The organism is Rhizobium sp. BR 314, assembly GCF_047445805.1.
Classification (GTDB): Bacteria; Pseudomonadota; Alphaproteobacteria; order Rhizobiales; family Rhizobiaceae; genus Rhizobium; species Rhizobium lusitanum_B.
Map to the genome: position 1 here is coordinate 417,658 of NZ_JARWLA010000002.1, position 25,023 is coordinate 442,680.

Below are 25,023 nucleotides of genomic sequence, written 5' to 3' on the forward strand. Positions count from 1 at the left end.
GCGAACCGGTGTCATCAGGCGTTTGAGCCGTCCCGATGGCAATCCGGTATGCGATCATGAAATTGTCTGCGGCCAGGTTGGGCTGGAGACGTGACATAGGACTGAGTGGACGATGGCTAAACTGAAGATTGACGGTAAAGAGATCGAAGTTCCGGATCACTACACGCTTATCCAGGCGTGCGAGGAAGCCGGCGCCGAAGTCCCGCGCTTCTGCTTCCATGAACGACTGTCGGTGGCCGGCAATTGCCGCATGTGCCTCGTAGAGGTGAAGGGTGGCCCGCCGAAGCCGCAGGCATCCTGCGCCATGGGCGTACGCGATATTCGCGGCGGCCCGAATGGGGAGCTTCCGGAAGTCTTCACCAACACGCCGATGGTCAAGAAGGCCCGCGAAGGCGTGATGGAATTCCTGCTGATCAACCACCCGCTGGATTGCCCGATCTGCGACCAGGGCGGCGAATGCGACCTGCAGGACCAGGCCATGGCCTTCGGTATCGATAGTTCGCGCTATCAGGAAGACAAGCGCGCCGTCGAAGACAAGTATATCGGCCCGCTCGTCAAGACCGTGATGAACCGCTGCATTCACTGCACGCGCTGTGTCCGCTTTACAACCGAAGTCGCCGGCATTTCCGAACTTGGCCTGATCGGCCGTGGCGAAGACGCCGAAATCACCACCTATCTCGAGCGAGCGATGACCTCCGAGCTGCAGGGTAACGTCGTTGACCTTTGCCCGGTCGGCGCGCTGACCTCAAAGCCCTTCGCCTTCACGGCTCGCCCGTGGGAGCTGAACAAGACCGAATCGATCGACGTCATGGATGCCCTCGGCTCTGCCATCCGGGTCGATACCCGTGGTCGCGAAGTCATGCGCGTGCTGCCGCGCGTCAACGAGCAGATCAACGAAGAGTGGATCTCCGACAAGACCCGCTTCATCTGGGACGGCCTGAAGACCCAGCGTCTCGACAAGCCTTATGTCCGCAAGGACGGTCGCCTGCAGCCGGCAAGCTGGAGCGATGCCTTCGCCGCCATCAAGTCGGCCGTTGCTGCTACCAGCGGTGACAAGATCGGCGCCATCGCCGGCGATCTCGCTTCGGTCGAAGAAATGTACGCTCTGTCCGAGCTTCTGAAATCGCTCGGCTCCGATAACCTCGACTGTCGCCAGGACGGGACGGCGCTTGATCCGTCGCTCGGCCGCGCAAGCTACATCTTCAACCCGAGCATTCAGGGCATCGAAGCTGCCGACGCGCTGCTCATCGTCGGCGCCAATCCGCGCTTCGAAGCAGCGGTGCTGAATTCGCGCATCCGCAAGCGCTGGCGCCGCGGCAAGTTCCCGATCGGCGTCATCGGCGAACATGCCGACCTGCGCTACAGCTATGATTATCTCGGCGCTGGCCCGGACACTCTGGCAGATCTCGTCAGCGGCTCGCACAAGTTTGCCGACATTCTGAAGAATGCTCAGAACCCGATGATCATCATCGGCCAGGGCGCGTTGATCCGCGAAGACGGCGCACAGGTGCTGGCAAATGCAGCCAAGCTTGCCGCTGCTGTCGGCGTCGTCAAGGACGGCTGGAACGGCTTTGCCGTGCTGCACACGGCAGCATCCCGCGTGGGCGGTCTCGACCTCGGCTTCGTTCCCGGCGCAAAGGGCGCCGATGCGGCTGCCATGCTGTCGTCGATGGATGTCCTCTTCCTGCTGGGCGCCGATGAGCTCGACTTCAGCCGCAAGGGTGCGAAGTTCACGGTCTATATCGGCTCGCATGGTGACAACGGCGCTCAGAGCGCCGACGTCATTCTCCCGGCTGCTGCCTACACCGAAAAGTCGGGCACCTGGGTCAACACCGAAGGCCGCGTCCAGATGAGCAACCGCGCCGGTTTCGCACCGGGCGATGCCCGTGAGGACTGGGCCGTCGTCCGCGCCCTTTCCGACGTGCTCGGAAGGAAGCTTCCCTTTGATTCGCTGAGAGAATTGCGTGCGAAGCTCTATACTGCCTTCCCGCATTTCGCCGGCATCGACGAGATTGCCCAAGCCGATAGCGCCCAAATTGCCGCACTTGCGAAAAAAGCCGGTGCGATGGGCAAATCGGCATTTGCTTCGCCGATCAAAGACTTCTATTTGACGAACCCGATAGCGCGCGCCTCGGCTGTCATGGCCGAGTGCTCGGCATTGGCCCGCAACAATTTCCAGGCTGCGGCAGAGTAAGGGCAGAGGACTATGGATTCATTCGTTTCGACCTATCTCTGGCCGGCGCTGATCATGATCGGCCAGTCTTTGCTGCTTCTGGTCTGCCTGCTGGTCTTCATCGCCTACATTCTTCTTGCCGACCGCAAGATCTGGGCGGCGGTTCAGCTGCGCCGCGGCCCGAACGTTGTCGGTCCTTTCGGCCTATTCCAGTCGTTCGCCGACCTCCTGAAATTTATGTTCAAGGAGCCGATCATCCCGGCCGGTGCCAACAAGACCGTGTTCCTGCTGGCACCGTTGGTTTCCGTGGTGCTGGCGCTGTCCACCTGGGCCGTCGTGCCGGTGGCTCAGAACTGGGTCGTCGCCGACATCAACGTCGGTATTCTCTACATCCTCGCGATCTCGTCGCTTGAAGTGTACGGCATCATCATGGGCGGCTGGGCTTCGAACTCGAAGTACCCGTTCCTCGGCGCGCTGCGTTCGGCCGCGCAGATGGTGTCCTACGAAGTCTCGATCGGCTTCGTCATCGTCACCGTCCTGCTTTGCGTCGGCTCGCTGAACCTGACAGACATCGTGCTTTCACAGCAGACGGGTCTCGGCACCAAGCTCGGCTTGCCGGCCTCGTTCCTCGACTGGCACTGGCTGTCGCTGTTCCCGATGTTCATCGTGTTCTTCATTTCGGCTCTGGCTGAAACGAACCGTCCGCCTTTCGACCTTCCGGAAGCGGAATCGGAACTGGTTGCCGGCTTCATGGTCGAATACGGTTCTTCGCCCTACATGATGTTCATGCTTGGCGAATACGCGGCCGTCGTTCTGATGTGCTCGCTCACCACGATCCTCTTCCTCGGCGGCTGGCTGCCCCCGGTCGATATCTGGATCCTGAACTGGGTTCCCGGCATCATCTGGTTCCTGCTGAAGTCGTGCCTGGTGTTCTTCATGTTCGCGATGGTCAAGGCTTTCGTGCCGCGCTACCGCTATGACCAGCTCATGCGCCTTGGCTGGAAGGTTTTCCTGCCGCTGTCACTCGCCATGGTCGTTATTGTTGCATTCGTGCTGAAGCTGACGGGATGGGCATGATCATGTCGATCCTCGCTTCAAGCAGATTTGGAGGTTGAAGATGGCCGGAGTTTCCAACGCCGTCAGCTCGCTGTTCCTCAAGGAATTTGTCGGCGCATTCTTTTTGTCGATGCGTTACTTCTTCAAGCAGAAGGCAACGATCAATTACCCCTTCGAAAAGGGGCCGGTCAGCCCGCGTTTCCGCGGTGAGCATGCACTGCGTCGTTATCCCAACGGCGAGGAGCGCTGCATCGCCTGCAAGCTTTGCGAAGCCATCTGTCCTGCCCAGGCCATCACCATCGAAGCCGGCCCGCGCCGCAATGACGGCACTCGCCGCACGGTGCGTTACGATATCGACATGGTGAAGTGCATTTATTGCGGCTTCTGCCAGGAGGCCTGCCCGGTCGATGCGATCGTCGAAGGGCCGAACTTCGAATTCGCCACCGAGACCCGCGAAGAACTTTACTTCGACAAGGCGCGGCTTTTGGAAAATGGCGACCGCTGGGAACGCGAAATCGCGCACAACATCGCGCTGGATTCGCCGTACCGCTGAGCGGAGTTTTGAATATGCCGTGACGGGCGGCCACGATTGTCGCCGTCGCGGTTGAATCTAGACCGGGGCTTTGCCGGACATGGGTCCGACCGAGCTCCATCGGGCAGGGGAAACACCTCGCTGCCCGGGGGAAGACGAAAAAGGCACCAACATGGGTCTGCAGGCTCTTTTTTTCTACATCTTCGCCTTTGTCGCTGTGGCGTCGGCGTTCATGGTTATCTCGGCGCGGAATCCGGTCCATTCGGTCCTGTTCCTCATCCTGGTTTTCTTTAACGCGGCCGGCCTCTTCCTGCTGATGGGGGCTGAATTCCTGGCGATGATCCTGCTGGTCGTTTATGTCGGCGCCGTGGCGGTTCTCTTCCTCTTCGTCGTCATGATGCTCGATATCGATTTCTCCGAGCTCAGGGCCGGCATTCTGGAATATGCACCGATCGGCGCATTGATCGGTATCATCCTCGCCGCCGAGCTGATCGTCGTCATCGGCGGCAGCGTGATCTCGCCGTCGATCGCCAAGACGGTCGCCATGCCGATCCCGGCCGTGACGACCCGCACCAACACAGCCGCCCTCGGCGACGTGCTTTATACCAACTACGTTTACTTCTTCGAGATCGCCGGCCTTGTTCTGCTGGTCGCGATGATCGGCGCAATTGTCCTGACGCTGAAGCATCGCACGCACATCAAGCGCCAGAATATTTCCCAGCAGGTCGCCCGCACGCCCGCGACCGCCGTCGAGGTGGTCAAGGTCAAGCCGGGGCAGGGCGTCTGAGGCGAGGCACGAGGATCAAAGGAACAAGAACATGGTCATCGGACTTTCCCACTACCTGACGGTTAGCGCCATTCTCTTCGTGCTCGGCGTCTTCGGTATTTTTCTCAACCGAAAGAACGTCATCATCATCCTGATGTCCATCGAGCTCATTTTGCTCGCGGTCAACATCAACATGGTCGCCTTCTCGTCGTTCCTCAACGACATCGTCGGCCAGGTCTTCGCTCTGTTCATTTTGACCGTCGCTGCGGCTGAAGCCGCGATCGGTCTTGCAATTCTCGTCGTCTTCTACCGTAACCGCGGTTCCATCGCGGTCGAAGACGTCAACGTGATGAAGGGCTGATACAGCTATGTTTTTATATAAGGCTATCGTCTTTCTTCCCCTGATCGGCGCGATCATCGCCGGCCTTTTCGGCCGTGCGATCGGCGCCAAGGCTTCGGAATACGTCACCACGGGTCTGATGATCATCGCTGCGGTGCTGTCCTGGGTCGCTTTCTTTACCGTAGCGCTCGGCCATACCGACGGCGCGATCAAGATTGAAGTCCTGCGCTGGATCCAGTCCGGCGGCATCGACGCTTCCTGGTCGCTGCGCGTCGACACACTGACCTCCGTGATGCTGATCGTCGTGAATTCGGTTTCGACCCTGGTTCACGTCTACTCGATCGGATACATGCATCACGATCCGCATCGTCCGCGCTTCTTCGCCTATCTCTCGCTCTTTACCTTCGCCATGCTGATGCTGGTGACCTCCGACAATCTCGCCCAGATGTTCTTCGGCTGGGAAGGCGTCGGTCTGGCCTCCTATCTGCTGATCGGCTTCTGGTTCAAGAAGCCGTCCGCCTCCGCAGCGGCGATCAAGGCCTTCATCGTCAATCGCGTCGGCGACTTCGGCTTTGTTCTCGGCATTGCCGGTGTCTTCGTCCTCTTCGGCTCGATCAATTTCGATGTGATCTTCGGCAACGCCCAGAGCTTTGCAGCAGGGCAGGGCGGTCAGTCGACCGATGTCGTCCTCAACTTCCTCGGCATGCATCTCGACCGCGGCCACGCGTTGACAGCGGTCTGCCTGCTGCTCTTCATGGGCGCGATGGGTAAGTCGGCGCAGTTCCTGCTGCACACCTGGCTTCCGGACGCCATGGAAGGCCCGACCCCGGTTTCGGCGCTCATTCATGCCGCAACCATGGTCACCGCCGGCGTCTTCCTCGTCGCCCGCATGTCGCCGATCTTCGAACTGTCGCAGGATGCGCTGACCTTCGTCACCATCATCGGCGCGATCACCGCCTTCTTCGCGGCGACCGTCGGCCTCGTGCAGAACGACATCAAGCGCGTCATCGCCTACTCGACCTGTTCGCAGCTCGGCTACATGTTCGTCGCCCTCGGCGTCGGCGCTTACGGTGCTGCCATCTTCCATCTGTTCACGCACGCCTTCTTCAAGGCTCTCCTCTTCCTTTGCGCCGGCTCGGTCATCCACGCCGTCGATGGTGAGCAGGACATGCGCCATATGGGTGGACTGCGCACGCACATCAAGAAGACCTACTGGATGATGATCATCGGCACGCTGGCGATCACCGGTGTCGGCATTCCGTTCTCGCCGATCGGCTTTGCAGGCTTCTTCTCGAAGGATGCGATCATCGCGGCTTCCTACACGTCGCATAACCCTGCTTCGGGCTTTGCCTTCACGCTGTTGGTCATCGCCGCGCTTTTCACCAGCTTCTACTCCTGGCGCCTGATCTTCATGACCTTCTTCGGCAAGCCGCGCGCTTCGCACGAAGTCATGCACCATGTGCATGAATCGCCGAATGTCATGCTGATCCCGCTCTATCTGCTGGCGATCGGCGCCGTCTTCGCCGGCTGGTACTTTCATGACTACTTCGTCGGTCACGATTATGAAGAATTCTGGAAGCACGCGCTGTTCACGCTGCCGGACAACAAGATCCTCGAGGAGATGGAACACGCTCCGCATTGGGTCGAGCTCAGCCCGTTCATCGCGATGATCGTCGGCTTCGTCACCGCTTGGTATTTCTACATCAAGTCGCCGGAAACGCCGCGCAGGCTCGCGCAGCAGCAGCGTCCGCTCTACGAGTTCCTGCTGAACAAGTGGTACTTCGACGAACTCTATGACTTCCTCTTCGTCCGCTCCGCCAAGGCTCTTGGCCGCTTCCTGTGGAAGAAGGGTGACGTCGGGGTCATCGACACCATCGGCCCGAACGGCATCGCCGCCCGCGTCGTCGATGTCACCAACCGCGTCGTGCGTCTGCAGACCGGCTACCTCTATCACTATGCCTTCGCGATGCTGCTCGGTATTGCAGCCCTCGTTACCTGGATGATGCTCGGGAGTTCCCTCTGATGACCGATTGGCCCATTCTTTCAACGGTCACGTTCCTGCCGCTGGTGGGCGTCCTTCTCCTGCTGTTCACGCAGGACGAAGGCCCTAACGGCCGCCGCAACATCCTGAACATTTCGCTTGCGACCACGGTCTTCACCTTCATCGTATCGCTGTTCATCTGGATCTGGTTCGACAATGCCAATCCGGGCTTCCAGATGGTCGAAAAGCACCAGTGGCTGACCAGCGGCATCAGCTATCACATGGGCGTTGACGGCATCTCTATGCTGTTCGTCATCTTGTCGACCTTCCTGATGCCCTTCTGCGTGCTCGCAAGCTGGCTCTCGGTCGAAAAGCGCCTGAAGGACTACATGATCGCCTTCCTCGTCCTCGAGACGATGATGATCGGCGTGTTCGTGTCGCTGGACATCGTGCTGTTCTACGTCTTCTTCGAAGCCGGCCTCATCCCGATGTTCCTGATCATCGGCGTCTGGGGCGGCAAGGATCGCGTTTACGCCAGCTACAAGTTCTTCCTCTACACGCTGCTCGGCTCGGTGCTGATGCTGCTCGCCATCATGGCGATGTACTGGCAGGCCGGCACGACCGACATCCAGGCGCTGCTGCAGTACAAGTTCCCGCCGCAGATGCAGACGTGGCTATGGCTGGCATTCTTCGCCTCCTTCGCGGTGAAGATGCCGATGTGGCCGGTTCATACCTGGTTGCCCGACGCGCACGTTCAGGCGCCGACGGCAGGCTCGGTCATCCTGGCAGGCGTTCTCTTGAAGCTCGGCGGCTACGGTCTCATCCGCTTCTCGCTCGGCATGTTCCCGAACGCTTCGGAATATTTCGCGCCGCTCGTCTTCGCGATGTCCGTCATCGCCATCATCTACACGTCGCTGGTGGCGCTGATGCAGGAAGACATCAAGAAGCTGATCGCCTACTCGTCGGTTGCTCACATGGGCTACGTGACGATGGGCATCTTCGCGGCCAACCAGCAGGGCGTTCAGGGCGCGATCTTCCAGATGTTGTCGCACGGCATCGTCTCCGGCGCGCTCTTCCTTTGCGTCGGCGTGATCTATGACCGCACCCATACCCGCGAAATCGCTGCTTATGGCGGTTTGGTCAACAACATGCCGAAATATGCCGTCGCCATGATGGTCTTCACCATGGCCAATGTCGGTCTGCCCGGCACCTCCGGCTTTATCGGCGAATTCCTGACCCTGATCGGCGTCTTCCGCGCCAATACCTGGGTTGCGCTCTTCGCCGCCACCGGCGTCATCCTGTCGGCTGCCTATGCGCTGTGGCTCTACCGCCGCGTCATTTTCGGCGTGCTGGACAAGGAGAACCTGAAGAAGCTCCTGGATCTGTCGCCGCGTGAACAGCTAATCCTCTATCCGCTGATCGCACTCACGATCCTCTTCGGCGTCTATCCGGCTCCGATCTTCGATGCCACAGCCGCTTCGGTGGATCTGCTGGTCAACAACTATACCGCTGCCCTGCACGCTGCGCAGAATGTTGCGCTGTCGATGAATTGATGACGGGACCTATTCGACATGACTGCTGACACAATTCTTGCAAGCCTGCATCTTTCCATTCCGGAGATCATCCTCGCGGTCGGTGCACTTGCGTTGCTCATGATCGGCGTCTTCTCGGGCGAGCGGTCGGGGCCGACGGTCACCGGTCTTGCCATCGCGCTTCTCGCGGCGGCAGGTCTCTGGATCATCTTCGTGCCGGGTGAGGGGCTTGCCTATGGCGGCGCCTATCTGGCCGATGGCTTCTCGCGTTTCATGAAGATCGTCGCCCTGGTCGGCTCGATCGTTGCCATGTTCCTCAGCATGGGGCATGCGCGCGAGCAACAGCTCGATCGGTTTGAGTTCCCGGTTCTGCTCGTTCTAGCGACCCTCGGCATCCTGCTGATGATCTCGGCGCACGACCTGATCTCCCTCTACCTCTCGCTGGAGCTGCAGTCGCTGGCACTCTACGTCGTGGCCGCCATCAATCGTGACAGCGTGAAGTCCACCGAAGCCGGCTTGAAGTACTTCGTTCTCGGTGCGCTTTCCTCCGGTATGCTGCTCTACGGCATGTCGCTGGTCTACGGCTTCACCGGCCACACGACCTTCGACGCCATTGCCACGGCCCTCAGCTCGGAGACCCGTTCGCTCGGCCTCGTTTTCGGCTTGGTCTTCGTTCTCGCTGGCTTGGCCTTCAAGATCTCCGCCGTTCCGTTCCACATGTGGACGCCGGACGTTTACGAAGGCGCTCCAACGCCGGTCACGGCCTTCTTCGCCGGTGCGCCGAAGGTTGCTGCCATGGCGATCCTGACCCGCATCGTGGTCACGGCTTTTCATCCAGTGCTTGCCGACTGGCAGCAGATCATCGTGTTCATCTCGATCGCTTCGATGCTGCTCGGCTCCTTCGCCGCGATCGGTCAGCGTAACTTCAAGCGACTGATGGCTTATTCGTCGATCGGTCACATGGGCTATGCGTTGGTGGGCCTTGCCGCCGGCACCAAAACGGGCGTCTCCGGCGTCATGATCTACATGGTGATCTATATGGTGATGACCCTCGGCGTCTTCGCCATCATTTTGGCGATGCGCCGCAAGGATGGCCGTCAGGTCGAAACGATCGAAGATCTTGCCGGTCTTTCGGCGACCAACCCCTTCATGGCGGTCGTGCTGACGGCGCTGATGTTCTCGCTGGCCGGCATTCCACCGCTTGCGGGCTTCTTCGGGAAGTACTTCGTCTTCGTCGCTGCTATCGAGGCGCATCTCTATGCGCTCGCCATCATCGGCGTTCTGTCGTCGGTCGTTGGTGCTTACTACTATCTGCGCGTCATCAAGGTGATGTGGTTTGACGAAGCCAAGGATGAATTCACGCGCACGGCTGGTTCGCTGCGCTTGGTCTTCGGCCTTTCCGGCCTGTTCGTCATCACTTACGTCTTCTTCGGTGGCGTAATCGGCGGTGCTGCCGATCTGGCAGCCGCGACGCTGTTTTGATGGCGTCTGACATGAATAGCCGGAAGTCGCTCGCCGACTTCCGGCATGATGCCCTTTCAGAGACTTCCTCTACAAACAGCGTGTGCCTGGAAAGGGCACGCTCTGGCGATATCGGAAACCTTTGGGTGACCGCCGAGCGCCAGACAGGCGGACGTGGCCGTCGCGGGCGTCCATGGGTCTCGGAACCAGGCAATCTCTACGCATCCCTTCTTCTGATTGATCCCGCGCCGATGGATCGTCTCGGCTCCTTGCCGCTGGCGGTTGCTGTTGCCGTGCACCAGTCCGTGCGCAGCGTGCTGCCGTTGGCCGCCTCGCCGGCCGAAATCAAATGGCCCAACGATATCCTGATCGGTCGCAAGAAGACCTGCGGCATTCTGATCGAGGGAGAGGCGTTGGCGGATGGACGCTATGCACTCGTCATAGGCATCGGCATTAATGTCACGACCACGCCGGACAATCCAATGTATCCTGTGACGAGCCTGCGCCAACAGGGCTCGATGGTTTCGGCTGAAGAGCTGTTCGCTCATCTCTACGCTGCGATGGCCGAGATGCTGGCTGTTTGGAACAAGGGCGAAGGCGTGCGCGAGGTCACAGCCCGCTGGCGCGAGGCCGCCTGCGGGATCGGTGAAAAAATCACGGTGAATTTGCCTGACCGATCGATTTTGGGCCAATTCGTCGGAATCGATGATAATGGCTTGTTGATGCTCAAGACCGAGGACGGCAGGATCATGCCGATCGCGGCGGGCGATGTTTTTCTTAGATAATGGTTGGGAACGAAATGGCGAAGCAAGACGAATTGGTGTTCCTGCCACTCGGCGGCGTCGGCGAGATCGGTATGAATCTCGCGCTGTACGGCTATGGTCCGCCGGAGCATCGTCAGTGGATCATGGTCGATTGCGGCGTGACGTTCCCGGGGCCGGATTTGCCGGGTGTCGACCTAGTGCTGCCCGATATCCGTTTTCTGGCCAAAGAGCGCAAGAACCTCAAGGGTATCATCATCACCCATGCGCACGAGGATCACTACGGCGCGCTGAACGATCTTTGGCCCGGTCTCAATGTTCCCGTCTACGCGTCCGCTTTCACGGCCGGGCTTCTCGAGGCCAAGCGCGACTATGAAAAGACGATGGGTGAGATTCCGATTACGCCATTCAAGGCTGGCGATCGCATCAATGTCGGCCCCTTCGAGATCGAAGGCGTCGCCGTCAATCACTCGATCCCGGAACCGATGTCGCTGATGATTCGCACGCCGGTCGGCAATGTCATCCATACCGGCGACTGGAAGATCGATCACGAACCTTCGCTTGGCCCCCTGACCGACGAGACGCGCTTCCGTCAGCTTGGTGAAGAAGGCGTGCTGGCACTGATGTGCGATTCCACCAATGCGCTTCGCGACGGTGTTTCGCCTTCGGAGAAGGACGTTTCCGAAAGCCTGCGCAAGATCATCGAGGATGCCGAGGGGCGCGTGGCGATCACGACCTTCTCCTCGAATGTCGGCCGCATTCGTACCGTCGCCGAGGCTGCGGAAGCCGCCGGTCGCGAAGTGCTGCTACTAGGTAGCTCGCTGAAGCGCGTCGTCGATGTCGCCCGCGATGTCGGTCTCATGGAGGGCATCAAGCCATTCATCGCCGAGGATGAATATGGTTATATTCCGCGCGACAAGGTCGTAGTCATCCTCACCGGCAGCCAGGGAGAGCCGCGCGCGGCCCTTGCGAAGCTGGCGCGAGATGAAATGCGCAATGTCGCACTGGCTGCAGGCGATATCGTCGTCTTCTCCTCGCGTGCCATCCCCGGCAATGAGAAGGCCATTCAGGATATCAAGAATGGCCTGATCGAGCAGGGCATACATATCGTCACGGATGCCGAAGCGCTCGTTCACGTGTCGGGGCATCCCCGCCGCAACGAGCTGCAGAAAATGTATGAGTGGACACGGCCGAAGATCGTCGTTCCCGTTCACGGCGAGGCAACGCATCTGACCGCGCATAAGGAACTGGCGGAGCAAAGCGGTATCTCCGTCGTGCCGCGTGTGCGCAATGGCGATATATTGCGCCTCGCGCCGGGGCCGGCTGAGGTCGTCGGTGAAGCGCCGCATGGGCGCATCTTCAAGGATGGCACGCTGATCGGCGATTTCGACGAGATGGGCATCGGCGAGCGCAAGAAGCTTTCCTATGTCGGCCATGTCGCTGTGAACGTTGTGCTCGATGCGCGCTACGATATCGTCGGCGATCCGGATGTCGTGCCGATCGGTCTGCCGGCCTATGACGACGAGGGTGACGAAATGGAAGATACGCTTTTCGATGCTGTCGTCAGCGCCATCGAAAGCATTCCCCGCGCGCGCCGCAAGGATCTCGACATGTTGCAGGAAGCCGCTCGCCGCGCCGTGCGCGCTGCGGCCAATCAGGGCTGGGGAAAGAAACCCCTTGTAACTGTTTTCGTGACGCGCACCGGCGGCTAACATTCGCCATCGGGAGCAATTCCGGCAAGAGTTTACCGCGACGGAGCGTCGTGTCGAGCATGAACAGGGAGAGAGGCATGTCCATTGCTCCTTTTGGAGCGGAGATGCCTGAGGTGGAGAAGAGATCCATGCTTGGACGCATCAATCATGTCGCGCTGGCCGTTCCGGATATTGCAACGGCTTCAAAAGCGTATGGCGAGACGCTTGGCGCAGTGGTGTCTGCTCCCCAGGCACTGCCAGAGCACGGTGTCACGGTCGTTTTCGTCGAACTACCGAATAGCAAGGTCGAGCTGCTGGAGCCGCTCGGCGAGGCATCGCCGATTGCGGCTTTCCTTGCCAAGAGCCCGGATGGCGGCATGCATCACATCTGCTACGAGGTCACCGATATCCTTGCAGCGCGCGATCATCTGCTTGCGGCCGGCGCTCGAGTGTTGGGGAATGGCGAGCCAAAGATCGGCGCGCATGGCAAGCCGGTGCTCTTCCTCCACCCGAAGGATTTCTTCGGCACGCTGATCGAGCTTGAGCAAGTGTGACATTAAAGCGCTCGAAGCATGCTTGGAAAGGTGGTGGCTTTGCCCCTATAAGCAGCTTGGAAGAGGAAAAGACGAGCAGGCTCGTCTCCGGAGTAATTCCAGAAAGAATACGCAGCGGCTTTCTGCCCGGAATTGCTTGAAACAATGAGGTCGAACGGTTCGGAGCATCCATAAGGGCGCTAGACCGTTCTGAGGGAGTGCTATGGCCCAGCAGATTGCAGCGAGCTTCGCGGTTTATTTCGTCATCTGGTGGATTACGCTTTTTGCCGTCCTGCCGTTCGGTTTGCGCACGCAAGCGGAGGACAAGAACGTGGTCCTCGGGACAGTCGAAAGCGCGCCTACGAAGTTTCGCGCCGGAAGGGTGATTTTCTTCACGACGCTGGTATCGGCCCTTATCTATGGTGCCTGGTATATCGCCTCGCATTATTTCGGCTTGAGTATCGACTCCATCCCGAAAATCGTTCCCAGCTTCGATAAATAACGGCATCGAATCCGCTGACGCGGCGCGCGAACTCTAATTGCCCTGCAATCGCCTTCAATTCGTCACACGCCTGTCATCTGCGTGAAGCAGAGAGGCGGCGGGCATGGTTGTGACGTGCCGCTGGCGAAACCACGAGTACTTTGCAAATCAGCGGCAGGGGCATGGTCTGGCTGAGTAAAAGCCAAAAAAAAACAAGGCTGTAAGCCTTGTTTTAAAGTATCGCGTGATCCTTATCCGTTACCGGGGCAGCGAGCAAGCGCGCCTAAGATCTGATCCTCCCAAGACTTGACCGCGAAACGGCAAGAATTTAACCTTCCTGCCTCTTTTGTGAGCTAAAATTAGCTCAATCATTGGGCTTTGTCATCCTTTTTTTTGCTTTTTTGCTACAGTGGCGCAGAATTTTTCTGTTGACAGATTTCCGTCTTAAATCCTTATAAACGCGCGTTTTTTCGAAATTGGGAAAATACGCCGCATTGCCTGTGTTCTCAGGCGTTTGCCTAAATCCCGTCATAGAGAATGCGGGTTTCCTTCCTGCGCCGAAGCAGTTATGAACTGCGTCAAGTACATAAATTGCTAACGATTCCGCATAGAGCGGATCGTCAAACCATGTGGAACAAGCGTCATGCGTCTGTCTCGTTACTTCATGCCTATTCTGAAGGAAAATCCTAAAGAGGCTGAAATCGTTTCTCATCGGCTTATGCTTCGCACAGGCATGATCCGTCAGCAGTCGCAAGGCATCTATTCTTGGCTGCCACTAGGCAAGCGCGTGCTCGACAAGGTCAACAAGATCATCCGTGAGGAGCAGAACCGCTCCGGCGCCATCGAGTTGCTTATGCCGACGCTGCAGTCGGCCGAGCTTTGGCAGGAAAGCGGCCGCTACGATGCCTACGGTAAGGAAATGTTGCGCATTAAGGACCGACAGGACCGGCCCATGCTCTATGGCCCGACCAACGAGGAGATGGTCACCGACATCTTCCGGTCCTACGTCAAGTCCTACAAAGACTTGCCGCTGAACCTCTATCACATTCAGCTGAAGTTCCGTGATGAGATTCGTCCGCGCTTCGGCACCATGCGCTCCCGCGAGTTCACGATGAAGGATGCCTACTCCTTCGATCTCACGCAGGCAGACGCCGTCCATTCTTATAATAAGATGTTTGCGGCCTATCTGCGCACCTTCAACCGTCTCGGCCTGAGGGCTATCCCGATGCGCGCCGATACCGGCCCGATCGGCGGCAATCTCAGCCACGAATTCATCATTCTTGCCGATACTGGCGAGTCGGAAGTGTTCTGTCACAAGGATTTCGTCAATTTCGACATTCCGGGCGAAGACACGAATTTCGACGATGTCGCCGGCCTGAAGGGCATCTTCGACAAGTGGACGTCGGTCTATGCCGCCACCTCGGAAATGCACGACGAAGCCGCCTTCAACGCCATTCCCGAAGGCGATCGTCTGTCGGCGCGCGGCATCGAGGTCGGTCACATCTTCTACTTCGGCACGAAATATTCCGAGCCGATGGGCGCGAAGGTGCAGGGTCCCGACGGCAAGGAACATGCTGTCCACATGGGATCTTACGGTATTGGCCCGACTCGCCTTGTTCCCGCCATCATCGAAGCATCGCATGATGAGAACGGAATCATCTGGCCGGATTCGGTCGCGCCGTTCGATGTTGTCGTTATCAACATGAAGGCCGGCGATCAGGCTTGCGATGAAGCTTGCGAGACGATCTATGCCGCGTTGTCGAAGGCCGGCAAGGATGCGCTGTACGACGATCGCGATGAGCGCGCCGGAACGAAGTTCGCGACGGCCGATCTGATCGGTGTGCCCGTGCAGATCATCATCGGCCCGCGCTCGATCGCGAACGGCGAAGTGGAAGTAAAGGACCGCAAGACGGGCGCTCGTGAAACGATGACGGTCGAAGCGGCAATCAAGCGGCTGGCAGGCTGATAGCCTCTAGATAGGATGGAAGGCGAATGGCGGTGAATGCGGCAGTGGAACAGCAGGAAAATTCGTTCAAGGCCAGCCCATCGTCTCGCCCGTTTTCCGGCTTCGAACGGCTTGTCGCCTGGCGCTATCTCCGCTCCAGGCGCAAGGAGGCGTCGATTTCGGTGATTGCCGGCTTCTCGTTGGTCGGCATCATGCTCGGTGTTGCGGCGCTGATCATCGTCATGGCTGTCATGAACGGCTTTCGCGCCGAGCTTATCAAACAGATCCTCGGCTTCAACGGTCACGTTGTCGTGCAGCCGATCGATTCGCCGCTGAACGACTATGCTGACCTAGCGAAGAAGTTTAGCGCAATTCCCGGCATTACCATGGCCCTGCCGCTGGTTGAGGGGCAAACCCTGGCGTCGGGTCGGGGAGGCTCAGGCACCGGTGCGTTGGTGCGAGGTATCCGTGCGGAGGACCTGACCAAGCTCAAGACTGTCTCGGACCACGTCGTCGCCGGCGACTTGGTTGGCTTTGCCTCAGGGCAGGGTGTGCTTGTCGGGTCACGTCTTGCGCGGCAGTTGGGGCTGACCGTAGGCGACCAGATCACGCTGACGGCGCCGGATGGCGACGTCACCCCCTTCGGCGTCAACCCACGCGTCAAAGCCTATACCATTTCCGGTCTTTTCGAGGTCGGCATGTCGGAATATGACTCCTCCGTCGTCTTCATGCCGCTTGAGGAATCGCAGATATTTTTCAATGCGCAGGGGATCGTCGAGAAAATAGAGCTTTTCGTCAGCAATCCCGATGACGTTGATGATCTCAGGCCGAAGGTCGAGGCGGCCGCTGGCCGGCAAATATTCCTCACTGACTGGCGGCAGGTCAACGAGACTTTCTTCACGGCGCTGAAGGTCGAGCGCAACACCATGTTCATGATCCTGACGCTGATCGTTCTGGTGGCGGCGTTGAACATCATTTCCGGCCTGATCATGCTGGTGAAGGACAAGGGCAGCGATATCGCCATCCTGCGTACCATGGGCGCGTCCTCCGGCTCGATCATGCGGATCTTCTTCATGGCGGGAGCGGCCATCGGTGTCGTCGGCACTTTCGCCGGTGTGTTGCTCGGTGTCTTCGTCTGCCTGAACATCGAATCCGTCCGTCAGTTCTTCTCCTGGATTTCGGGCACCGTCATCTTCAATCCGGAGGTCTACTTCCTCAGCAAGCTGCCGGCCGACATGAATATGAGCGAGACCATCTCCGTCGTCGTGATGGCTCTGACGTTGTCTTTCCTTGCCACGATCTTTCCGGCCTGGCGTGCTTCGCGGCTCGATCCGGTGCAGGCGTTGCGCTACGAATAAGGAACCCGCATTTGATGAAACGCAACGTCGTTCTTCAGCTCTCTGGCGTGGAGCGTCATTACGGGCAGGGTGAGACGCGCCTGTCGATCCTCAAGGGCGCCGATTTCGCTCTGCGCAGTGGCGAGATGGTGGCGCTGGTCGCCCCCTCCGGCACCGGCAAATCGACGCTCCTGCACGTGGCCGGCCTCCTCGAGCACCCGGATGGTGGCGAGGTCTTGGTCAACGGCCAGGCATGCGAAAAACTGTCCGATGACAAGCGCACTGCAGTCCGCCGCAGCGAGATTGGTTTCGTCTATCAATTCCATCATCTGCTGCCGGAGTTTTCGGCGCTTGAAAACATCATGATGCCGCAGCTGATCTCCGGGCTCTCGCGCAAGGATGCCAGCGTCCGGGCTGCGCAGCTTCTCGACTATATGCGCATCGGTCACCGCGCCGACCATCGCCCGGCCGAATTGTCTGGCGGCGAGCAGCAGCGCGTCGCGATTGCTCGCGCCGTCGCCAACGCACCCTTGGTGCTGCTGGCCGACGAACCGACGGGCAATCTCGACCCAGCGACCGCACACTATGTATTCGACGCTCTTGAAGCCCTGGTGCGCCAATCAGGCCTCGCTGCGCTAATCGCCACGCACAATCATGAGCTCGCCGCCCGCATGGATCGCCGTGTCACCTTGAGCGAAGGCAAGGTGGTCGAGGTCTGATAGCTCGTTACGGAACGATCAGGCCGCCGCGATAATCCAGTTCGTAAGCCTTGCGGCCATTCACCATGATGGCCTCGCGACCGATGAAGTGGTCGCAATTGCCGGTGCTTCGATCGACATATCGACCGAAGGCGTGTTCGAACTCGTACTCGCCGAGGAAGCGCTTCTCATCGAGGTAAAGCCGTAGCAAGGCGGCCTTAATGACCATACCGGCCCGATGTCCATCGATCAGATCGTGTTCGATGATGTGGCCGAAATAGTTCATCGCCCATACTGGCTGATCGTCATGCCAGACCACCTCTTGCCCGGAAAAATCCGTACCGCCGAAATAGCTGTCGAGATAGCGCCAGCAGCCGCTCGCATAACCGATGTCATGTGAGCCGCTTCGGCAGGATGGCATCCTTTCGCCATCACCGACATAGGTTTCGGCCTTGGCGTTGACAATGAAATCGTTCAGCTCGGCAAGATCCGGCATGACCCTCTCCAATTTTGGTGAGCGGCAAGAATGCCATCGGCTGCAGCATTTGTAAAGAACAAAAAGAGAACATTGGTGGCTACTTGCCGCTATCGCACGCCTTCTGGCCGAAGTCGTCCTGCCAGTCCTGGATGGTGACGGTCCTGGCTTCCGCCTTCTGATTTTTGCCGTCCTTCGTCACCTTGCCGGTCAGCACGTTGTAGTCGCAGCTATGGCTATCATCGGGACTGAGGGTGTCGCGGGATCCGTAGGTGTAACCGGCGACCACAAAGCTGTTGTTGCGATAGGCAAGCGTAAGCGTCTGCTGCCAGCGGTCGCGCCCAACGCTGTCGTTCTGCGAGACGATGGCGATCGAACCGTTCGGCAACGCTGAGATCGACGGTTCCTGACCGACGATACCGCCAGGCTCGACGCTACCCCATATCTTGTGCGGCGCGCTGGCGACCAGCTTCAGGAGGGAATGTTCGTCGTCGCGCAGATAGATATAGATGCCGATCGGGTTGTCCGCGTCGTCACCCGCAGGCGGTGCCACCAGAAGGGCGAGATCCGGCTTGCCGTCCTTGTTCCAGTCGCCAATCGCCGCGTCGATGATGCGGCCCGGCGGGATGGTATCTTCCGCATGAGCAGCACTTGCAGCCGAAAGCAGAATGAGCGCGCAGGCAACTGATTTCATGGTGATCTCTCCTTTTGTTCCTGCATAGCGTCCGGCCACTACTGCGTCTATCGGCAGGCAAAAAAAGCTGCGCGATGAAATTTATCGATGCATCTATTGACTCGTGAACATAAATAGAACAAAAAAGAAACATAACGAGTAAGGAGCGCGTAAATGACCGATATCATTCGAGACGTTGCAGCATTCACCTCAATCGTGATGTTTGTCGCCAGCTTTTCCCTCATCATGATGGCGATGTGAGTTTTCCCCTCTATGCACATGCTGCTGCCGTACTTGACGGGAGCAACTTCTGGACTTTGTCCTCCGTAATGCAGAAAATGCCGCCGATTCATTTGGGCATGCGGAAGGGTACGAAATGGCGGATATGAGTGGCGGCGGCGCAGCGGTTGCGCCGGTCGAAGGCTTGCCGGAGTTCGTCCACCTTCGGGTTCATTCAGCTTATTCGCTGCTGGAAGGCGCTTTGCCGCTCAAGAAGATCTTGGCGAAGGCGGCGGGCGACAAGCAGCCTGCCATTGCCATCACCGATACAAACAATCTCTTCGTCGCACTGGAATTCTCGCAGAAGGCGATGGACGAGGGGTTGCAACCGATCATCGGCTGCCAAGTGTCCATCGACATGGAGGATGGCGGCGAGGGCGACAAGCGCGGGCCGCAGCAGGCTCTTGCCAAACTTCCTTCGATCGTTCTGCTGGCCGCAACCGATCAGGGCTACGAGCGCATCGTCGATTTGGTCAGCCGTGCCTATCTTGGCGGTGAGGGCAATGGCGCTGTCCACGTCACGACGTCCTGGCTGGAAGAGATTGGTACGGAGGGCGTGATCGCCCTTACCGGCTCCTTGAACGGGCCGGTCGATATGGCCCTGAAAGAGGGGCACGCAGCGCAGGCGCTCTCCCGGCTTCTTACGCTGAAGAGGCTGTTTGGCGATCGGCTCTATGTCGAATTGCAGCGCCATGGTACCTATGATCGCCGTCATGAGCACAAGATGCTTTCGCTGGCCTACGAGCATGAGCTTCCGCTGGTTGCCACCAACGAGGCCTTTTTCCCGACGCGTGACGATTACGATGCCCATGACGCCCTGATGGCGGTCGCACACAACGCCATCGTCTCGGACGATACGCGCTTCCGCCTGACGCCGGATCATTATCTGAAGAGCCGGGCCGACATGGCCAAGCTCTTCGCCAATCTGCCGGAAGCGTTGGAAAACACTGTCGAGATCGCCCGGCGTTGCTCCTTTGTGTTGAAGACCCGCAAGCCGATCCTGCCGCGTTTCACCGGCGCGACGGACGATGCCGAAGAGGCGGAACGCGCAGAGTCGGCGGAATTGCGTGCGCAGGCGGTCGAAGGGCTCGACCAGCGCCTAGCCTCGCTCGGCATGGCGCCAGGTTACGAAGAAAAGGAATATCGCGACCGGTTGGAGTTCGAGCTCAGCGTTATCGAGCGCATGAAATTCCCCGGCTACTTCCTGATCGTTGCCGACTTTATCAAGTGGGCCAAGCGCCATGATATTCCGGTTGGCCCCGGCCGCGGCTCGGGTGCGGGCTCGCTGGTCGCCTATGCGTTAACAATCACCGACGTCGACCCCCTGCGCTTTTCGCTGCTGTTCGAACGCTTCCTCAATCCAGAACGTGTCTCGATGCCGGACTTCGACATCGACTTCTGCCAGGATCGCCGCGAAGAGGTGATCCGCTATGTGCAGGCCAAGTATGGCCGTGAGCAAGTGGCGCAGATCATCACCTTCGGTTCGCTGCAGGCGCGCGCTGCGCTTCGCGACGTCGGCCGCGTTCTGGAAATGCCCTATGGCCAGGTCGACAAGATCTGCAAACTCGTGCCGAACAATCCCGCCAATCCGACCCCGCTCAGCAAAGCCATCGAAGAGGAGCCGCGTCTTCAGGAGGAGGCGGACAAGGAACCAGTCGTCGCCCGCCTTCTCGATATCGCCCAGAAGATCGAAGGTCTTTATCGTCATGCTTCCACGCACGCCGCCGGTATTGTCATCGGCGACCGCCCGTTGTCGAAGCTGGTGCCGATGTATCGCGATCCGCGCTCCGATATGCCCGTCACCCAGTTCAATATGAAATGGGTGGAGCAGGCCGGCCTCGTGAAGTTCGACTTCCTCGGCTTGAAAACGCTGACGGTGCTGAAGACGGCGGTCGATTTCGTTGCCAAGCGCGGCATCTCGATCGATCTCGCCAGCATTCCACTCGACGACAAGCCGAGCTATGAGATGCTCTCTCGCGGCGAAACGGTCGGCGTGTTCCAGGTGGAAAGTGCCGGTATGCGCAAGGCACTCATCGGCATGCGCCCGGACTGTATCGAGGACATCATCGCCCTCGTGGCGCTCTACCGTCCGGGTCCGATGGAGAACATTCCGGTCTATAACGCGCGCAAGCATGGCGAGGAAGAGATTGAATCGATCCACCCGAAGATCGATTACCTGCTGAAAGAGACGCAGGGCGTTATCGTCTACCAGGAACAGGTGATGCAGGTCGCCCAGGTTCTCTCCGGCTATTCGCTCGGCGAAGCCGACCTTCTGCGCCGCGCCATGGGTAAGAAGATCAAGGCGGAGATGGACCAGCAACGCGAGCGCTTCGTGGATGGCGCCGTCAAGAATGGTGTGTCGAAGGGGCAGTCGGATGTCATTTTCGATCTGCTCGCCAAATTCGCCAACTACGGCTTCAACAAGTCGCACGCGGCCGCCTACGCCATCGTCTCCTACCAGACCGCCTATATGAAGGCCCACTATCCGGTTGAGTTCCTGGCAGCGTCGATGACGCTCGATATGGCCAATACTGAAAAGGTCAACGATTTCCGCCAGGACGCCAAGCGCCTCGGAATTGAAGTCATTGCGCCATCGGTCCAGACGTCCTTCCGTCATTTCCAGACTGGTGAGAACCGCATTTATTATGCCCTGGCTGCCATTAAGGGCGTCGGCGAATCTGCGGTCGAGCATATCGTCGAGGTACGCGGCGACCAGCCCTTTGCCGGGATCGAGGATTTCTGCCTGCGCATCGATCCGAAGCAGATCAACCGCCGTGTTCTCGAAAGCCTGATCTGCGCCGGCGCCTTCGATTGCTTCGACATCGACCGCGCCCAACTGATCGCCGGTCTCGACCGCATCATGGGCTACGCGCAAGTGGCGCAGGAAAACAAGCGCAGCGGCCAGCACGACATGTTCGGCAGCGCCGCCTCCGGGCCGGAGAAAATCTCGTTCCCGCCCTATACGCCATGGCTGGCCTCTGAGCGCCTGCTGCGCGAATTCCAGGTGCTCGGCTTCTACCTGACGGCCCATCCGCTCGATACCTACAAGAGCGTGCTCGACAAGATGCGTGTACAGCCCTTCGCCGATTTCTCCGCGGCGGTGAAACAGGGCGCCAGTAACGGCCGCCTGGCAGGCACCGTCATCTCGAAGCAGGAGCGCAAGACGCGCACCGGCAACAAGATGGGCATCTTCGTCTTCTCGGACGCTTCCGGCCAGTTTGAAGCCGTGCTCTTCTCGGAAGTGCTCAACCAGTATCGTGACGTCCTGGAAGTCGGCAAATCCTTCGTCATCACCGCCCAGGCGGATGAGCGGCCGGAAGGCATCAGCCTGCGCCTTCAGACCGCGCAATCGCTGGAGGAAAAGTCGCTGCAGATGCAGAAGGCGCTGCGTGTCTATATCCGCGATTCCGGGCCGCTGAAGGCGGTTGCCGCGCATTTGAATGCCAAGGGCGACGGCCTCGTCTCCTTCATCGTCATCAAGGAGGAAGGTATGCGCGAGGTGGAAGTGGCATTGCCGGAGAAGTATCGCATTACGCCGGAAATCGCCGCCGCGTTACGCACGGCACCGGGCGTGATCGATGTCGAGCTTGTCTGACACAGGTCCGCGAGGAGGGCTTTAGCCCTTCTTACCGAGCGCGCCGCTATTCGTGATGGTGATGAAATCGGTCTCGTTGCCGGTTTCCGGACCAACGCCGGTGTCTGAGATCGTCAGCGACGAACCGGATGTCAGCAGGTCCTCGATGCGATGCCTGATATCGTCGGGAATGGTGATGCGGCCAAGCGCTTGTGCGGCGGCATCGAGTGATTGCGATTGTTCCTCGCTGGTGATGCCGTATCGCTTCTTCATCTTGCTGCTCAGATCTTCCTCCAGCGTCATGCCGAACCAATCGGCCTTGCCGCTGATGCGGTCGATGGCATTGGCGGTGAAGAAATGCACGCCGAGAGCTTCTTGCGGTTCGGCAATGATGGCCGGCCCCTCGAAGAGCGGCTTGAAATTCTGGCGGACCATGATCGCGCCGTTCGGCGGTTCGCCTTTGCCGGCGGCGGCATAGACCGCTTTCATCAGAGCCGGGCTCACCAGGCCGCCCGTCGCCTTGATGTTGTGCGCCTTTCTGAAGTCTTCGATTGCCTGAACAGTCGACGGCCCGAGCATGCCGTCCGGCGCGCCGGTTATGAAACCCATGTCTTTCAGCATGCCTTGAAGGTCGCGAACATTCTCGCGCAATCCGCGCCGGGTGATCAGGATGCTAAGTGGTGCAAGATCGATGGGTGGAGCGGCGACTGCCGTCGCCTGTGGAAGCTTGATCGAGGTGACGTCGTTCGTCGCCACCTGCAGCGACTGAGTCAGCGGCAGGAAGCTCGCTGTCGATGGTCGCAGCTCTATGCCGGAAAACAGCGCCGGCGGAGGCGCTGCCTGCGGCTGAAACAGCATCGCGTTTTCCACGGGCTGCGGTACCAGTGGCTGATTGGCGATGACCACGTGCACGCCACGCTCGGTCATCTGATAGAGCATCTTGGCGAAAGCCTTGGGCATGCGCACGCAGCCATGCGAGGCCGGATAGTTGGGAACCGAGTTGGATTCGTGCAAAGCAATTCCGGACCATGTCAGTCTTTGCATGAAGGGCATGGGCGAGGCGGAATAGAGATTTGACTCGTGGTAGATCTTCTTTTCCAGAATGGAGAAGATCCCGCTCGGTGTCGTGTGACCGCGTTTGCCGGTGGATACCTTGGATGTCGCCACCACCTGGTCGCCGTCATAAACGGCAAGCGATTGTCTGTCCTTGGAGACGACGATCTGCAGGGTGCGGGCATCCGACGCAGCGGCAAAGCTGGGCTGCGAGAGGGCGGTCGCTGAAAGCAGCGCAAGCCCAAGCAAGAAAAATGGCTTCATAGACACAACCAAACGCAATACTCGTAACGCCCAAGGTTAGACTTCGAAGTTTAAGGAAGACTTTCGCAAAAGACGTGCTTTGGCACTCCGGAAAAAAAGCCTGGAGCCGTCTTTCGCCGGGCGGAATACAGAAGCGCCGAAGCAAGGCGGGCTCCCTGCTTCGGCGTGGGGTTATCAGTGAATATATCGTGTGATCAGCGCACGCTGGATGCGACCCAGTTGTGCCAGTCCTGCTCGCTACCATGGAAGGCGTTGAGGTCGATCTTGCCGTCGACGCCATGGGAAACGCCCGAGCCGGAATACTGCCAGAACAGCCACTTTCGGCCGGGATAGACCTTGGACGGATGCTGGGCGACGGCGCGCAGCCAGAATGGGTAGTTGAGCAGCTCACCGCTGAGATTGTCGCGATAGAAATCCGGCGCGGTGTAGACGATCGGACGCTGGCCATAGTGCTTTTCCAGCTTGTCCATGAACACCTGCATCTTGGCGAGCACTTGTTCGCGCGAAGGGCGGCGCTTGCAGCTCGACTCGCCATTCCACTCGACGTCGATGACGGGCGGCAGGGCACCGGCTTCTCGCGGTACATTGCGAATGAACCAGTCGGCTTGCTCGCCCGCGGTCCGGCACCAGTAGAAGAAATGATAGGCGCCGTGTTTCAGGCCGGCCTGCTGGGCGGTTCGCCAGTTTTTCTTGAACATCGGGTCGAGATGGTCGCCGCCATCGGTCGCTTTGATGTAGACGAAATTGGCGCCCTGGGTGCGCAGCGTGTTCCAGTCGATATCGCCCTGCCAGCGCGAAACGTCGACGCCATGCACCGCCAGTTTCCGCGGTGAGGTGGAGGTGCCGAAGTTGATCGGCTTGGCATCGCGGAAGCGATGGCTGTAGATCTGCATCGGTTGCTGCCGCAAGGAGCGCGGCACTGGGTTGGATGGCGCAAGCATGGCGAGGGGCCGCTGCAGCGGCACGGGAGCATCGCTGTCGCCCTGGTCGGAAGGTGAAGGCATGAGCCCTTCCGGACGCAGATTGGTCGGCATCGCCACTGCGAGGGCCTGTTGGCGCTCGACGCGTGAAACCGTTTCGCCGATCTCGACCGAGGGTACCACTCGGCCGGTCTTTGCGATGGAGCTGGTCAATTCATTCGAAGGAGGAGTGGCTCGCGCGGCTTCGCGCTCACCTCGAGCGGCACAGCCTGAGATCGTCAGGCAGGCGAGAAGAATGGTCGATACAGCCGATAGACGCATAGGAACCCGTACGCAAAACACAATCGACGGCGAATCCGCGCCGTTCGGAAGTTACAGAATTCGAGTCCTAATAGAAATTTACCAAGAAAGTTTGAATCCGAGCTTTTCGAGCCAAAGAATCGCGCGCGTTACGCGGAGATTTTTGGTTCACTCCATATGTCTCCGATTGGTGATTTA

General features: G+C 59.1%; 20 protein-coding genes. 16 read left to right on the forward strand and 4 right to left on the reverse strand.

Annotation, left to right across the window (positions count from 1 at the left end):
• Positions 1-112 precede the first annotated feature (112 nt).
• The 15 genes from nuoG (at position 113) to QD461_RS04620 (ending at position 17,308) form a co-directional block, all read left to right on the forward strand.
• Positions 113-2,194 (forward strand): NADH-quinone oxidoreductase subunit NuoG, encoded by a 2,082-nt coding sequence (gene nuoG / locus QD461_RS04550; RefSeq protein WP_414086640.1) that lies wholly within the window; start codon positions 113-115, stop codon positions 2,192-2,194.
• 12 nt (positions 2,195-2,206) lie between these two features.
• On the forward strand, positions 2,207-3,250 hold the full coding sequence (gene nuoH, locus QD461_RS04555) for an NADH-quinone oxidoreductase subunit NuoH (RefSeq protein ID WP_120663607.1): 1,044 nt from the start codon (positions 2,207-2,209) through the stop codon (positions 3,248-3,250).
• Between the two features lie 40 nt (positions 3,251-3,290).
• Positions 3,291-3,782: an NADH-quinone oxidoreductase subunit NuoI gene (gene nuoI, locus QD461_RS04560; RefSeq protein WP_184701798.1), complete on the forward strand. Its 492-nt coding sequence runs from the start codon at positions 3,291-3,293 to the stop codon at positions 3,780-3,782.
• A gap of 151 nt (positions 3,783-3,933) precedes the next feature.
• Positions 3,934-4,548, forward strand: coding sequence for an NADH-quinone oxidoreductase subunit J (locus tag QD461_RS04565; RefSeq protein WP_414086641.1), 615 nt, complete (start codon positions 3,934-3,936; stop codon positions 4,546-4,548).
• Between the two features lie 31 nt (positions 4,549-4,579).
• Positions 4,580-4,888, forward strand: coding sequence for an NADH-quinone oxidoreductase subunit NuoK (gene nuoK, locus QD461_RS04570; protein WP_004122490.1), 309 nt, complete (start codon positions 4,580-4,582; stop codon positions 4,886-4,888).
• Between the two features lie 7 nt (positions 4,889-4,895).
• Entirely contained in the window at positions 4,896-6,890 is a 1,995-nt protein-coding gene (gene nuoL, locus QD461_RS04575; protein ID WP_414086642.1) for an NADH-quinone oxidoreductase subunit L, read from the forward strand.
• Positions 6,890-8,401 (forward strand): NADH-quinone oxidoreductase subunit M, encoded by a 1,512-nt coding sequence (locus QD461_RS04580; protein ID WP_414086643.1) that lies wholly within the window; start codon positions 6,890-6,892, stop codon positions 8,399-8,401. The genes nuoL and QD461_RS04580 overlap by 1 nt, the downstream gene beginning before the upstream one ends.
• 18 nt (positions 8,402-8,419) lie before the next feature.
• Positions 8,420-9,862, forward strand: coding sequence for an NADH-quinone oxidoreductase subunit NuoN (gene nuoN / locus QD461_RS04585; RefSeq protein ID WP_414086644.1), 1,443 nt, complete (start codon positions 8,420-8,422; stop codon positions 9,860-9,862).
• Positions 9,862-10,626, forward strand: coding sequence for a biotin--[acetyl-CoA-carboxylase] ligase (locus QD461_RS04590; protein ID WP_414086645.1), 765 nt, complete (start codon positions 9,862-9,864; stop codon positions 10,624-10,626). The genes nuoN and QD461_RS04590 overlap by 1 nt, the downstream gene beginning before the upstream one ends.
• A 14-nt stretch (positions 10,627-10,640) precedes the next feature.
• Positions 10,641-12,314 carry a ribonuclease J gene (locus tag QD461_RS04595; protein ID WP_184701810.1) on the forward strand — a complete coding sequence of 558 codons (1,674 nt, stop codon included), beginning with the start codon at positions 10,641-10,643 and terminating at the stop codon, positions 12,312-12,314.
• 128 nt (positions 12,315-12,442) lie between these two features.
• Positions 12,443-12,847 carry a methylmalonyl-CoA epimerase gene (gene mce, locus QD461_RS04600; protein ID WP_414086702.1) on the forward strand — a complete coding sequence of 135 codons (405 nt, stop codon included), beginning with the start codon at positions 12,443-12,445 and terminating at the stop codon, positions 12,845-12,847.
• Positions 12,848-13,049: 202 nt separating this feature from the next.
• On the forward strand, positions 13,050-13,328 hold the full coding sequence (locus QD461_RS04605) for a DUF1467 family protein (protein ID WP_414086646.1): 279 nt from the start codon (positions 13,050-13,052) through the stop codon (positions 13,326-13,328).
• A gap of 622 nt (positions 13,329-13,950) precedes the next feature.
• The gene (proS, locus tag QD461_RS04610) at positions 13,951-15,273 is read left to right on the forward strand and encodes a proline--tRNA ligase (RefSeq protein ID WP_414086647.1); all 1,323 of its coding nucleotides are present in this window, start codon (positions 13,951-13,953) and stop codon (positions 15,271-15,273) included.
• 26 nt (positions 15,274-15,299) lie between these two features.
• On the forward strand, positions 15,300-16,610 hold the full coding sequence (locus tag QD461_RS04615; protein ID WP_414086648.1) for a lipoprotein-releasing ABC transporter permease subunit: 1,311 nt from the start codon (positions 15,300-15,302) through the stop codon (positions 16,608-16,610).
• Between the two features lie 14 nt (positions 16,611-16,624).
• Entirely contained in the window at positions 16,625-17,308 is a 684-nt protein-coding gene (locus QD461_RS04620) for an ABC transporter ATP-binding protein (RefSeq protein WP_184701819.1), read from the forward strand.
• A 7-nt stretch (positions 17,309-17,315) separates the two neighbouring features.
• On the opposite strand, the gene QD461_RS04625 is transcribed toward QD461_RS04620, so the two are convergent.
• Both QD461_RS04625 and QD461_RS04630 read right to left on the reverse strand, forming a co-directional pair.
• On the reverse strand, positions 17,316-17,783 hold the full coding sequence (locus QD461_RS04625; RefSeq protein ID WP_414086649.1) for a DUF5680 domain-containing protein: 468 nt from the start codon (positions 17,781-17,783) through the stop codon (positions 17,316-17,318).
• Positions 17,784-17,862: 79 nt separating this feature from the next.
• Positions 17,863-18,456 (reverse strand): hypothetical protein, encoded by a 594-nt coding sequence (locus tag QD461_RS04630; protein WP_414086650.1) that lies wholly within the window; start codon positions 18,454-18,456, stop codon positions 17,863-17,865.
• A gap of 355 nt (positions 18,457-18,811) precedes the next feature.
• Here QD461_RS04630 and dnaE point away from each other — a divergent pair, with 355 nt between their 5' ends.
• On the forward strand, positions 18,812-22,309 hold the full coding sequence (gene dnaE / locus QD461_RS04635) for a DNA polymerase III subunit alpha (RefSeq protein WP_414086651.1): 3,498 nt from the start codon (positions 18,812-18,814) through the stop codon (positions 22,307-22,309).
• A 21-nt stretch (positions 22,310-22,330) separates the two neighbouring features.
• Here the strand turns inward: dnaE and QD461_RS04640 are convergent, their stop codons facing one another.
• Positions 22,331-23,605 carry a L,D-transpeptidase family protein gene (locus tag QD461_RS04640; protein ID WP_414086652.1) on the reverse strand — a complete coding sequence of 425 codons (1,275 nt, stop codon included), beginning with the start codon at positions 23,603-23,605 and terminating at the stop codon, positions 22,331-22,333.
• 194 nt (positions 23,606-23,799) lie between these two features.
• Positions 23,800-24,846, reverse strand: a complete 1,047-nt coding sequence (locus tag QD461_RS04645) for a GH25 family lysozyme (RefSeq protein WP_184701827.1) — start codon at positions 24,844-24,846, stop codon at positions 23,800-23,802.
• Positions 24,847-25,023: the final 177 nt, after the last annotated feature.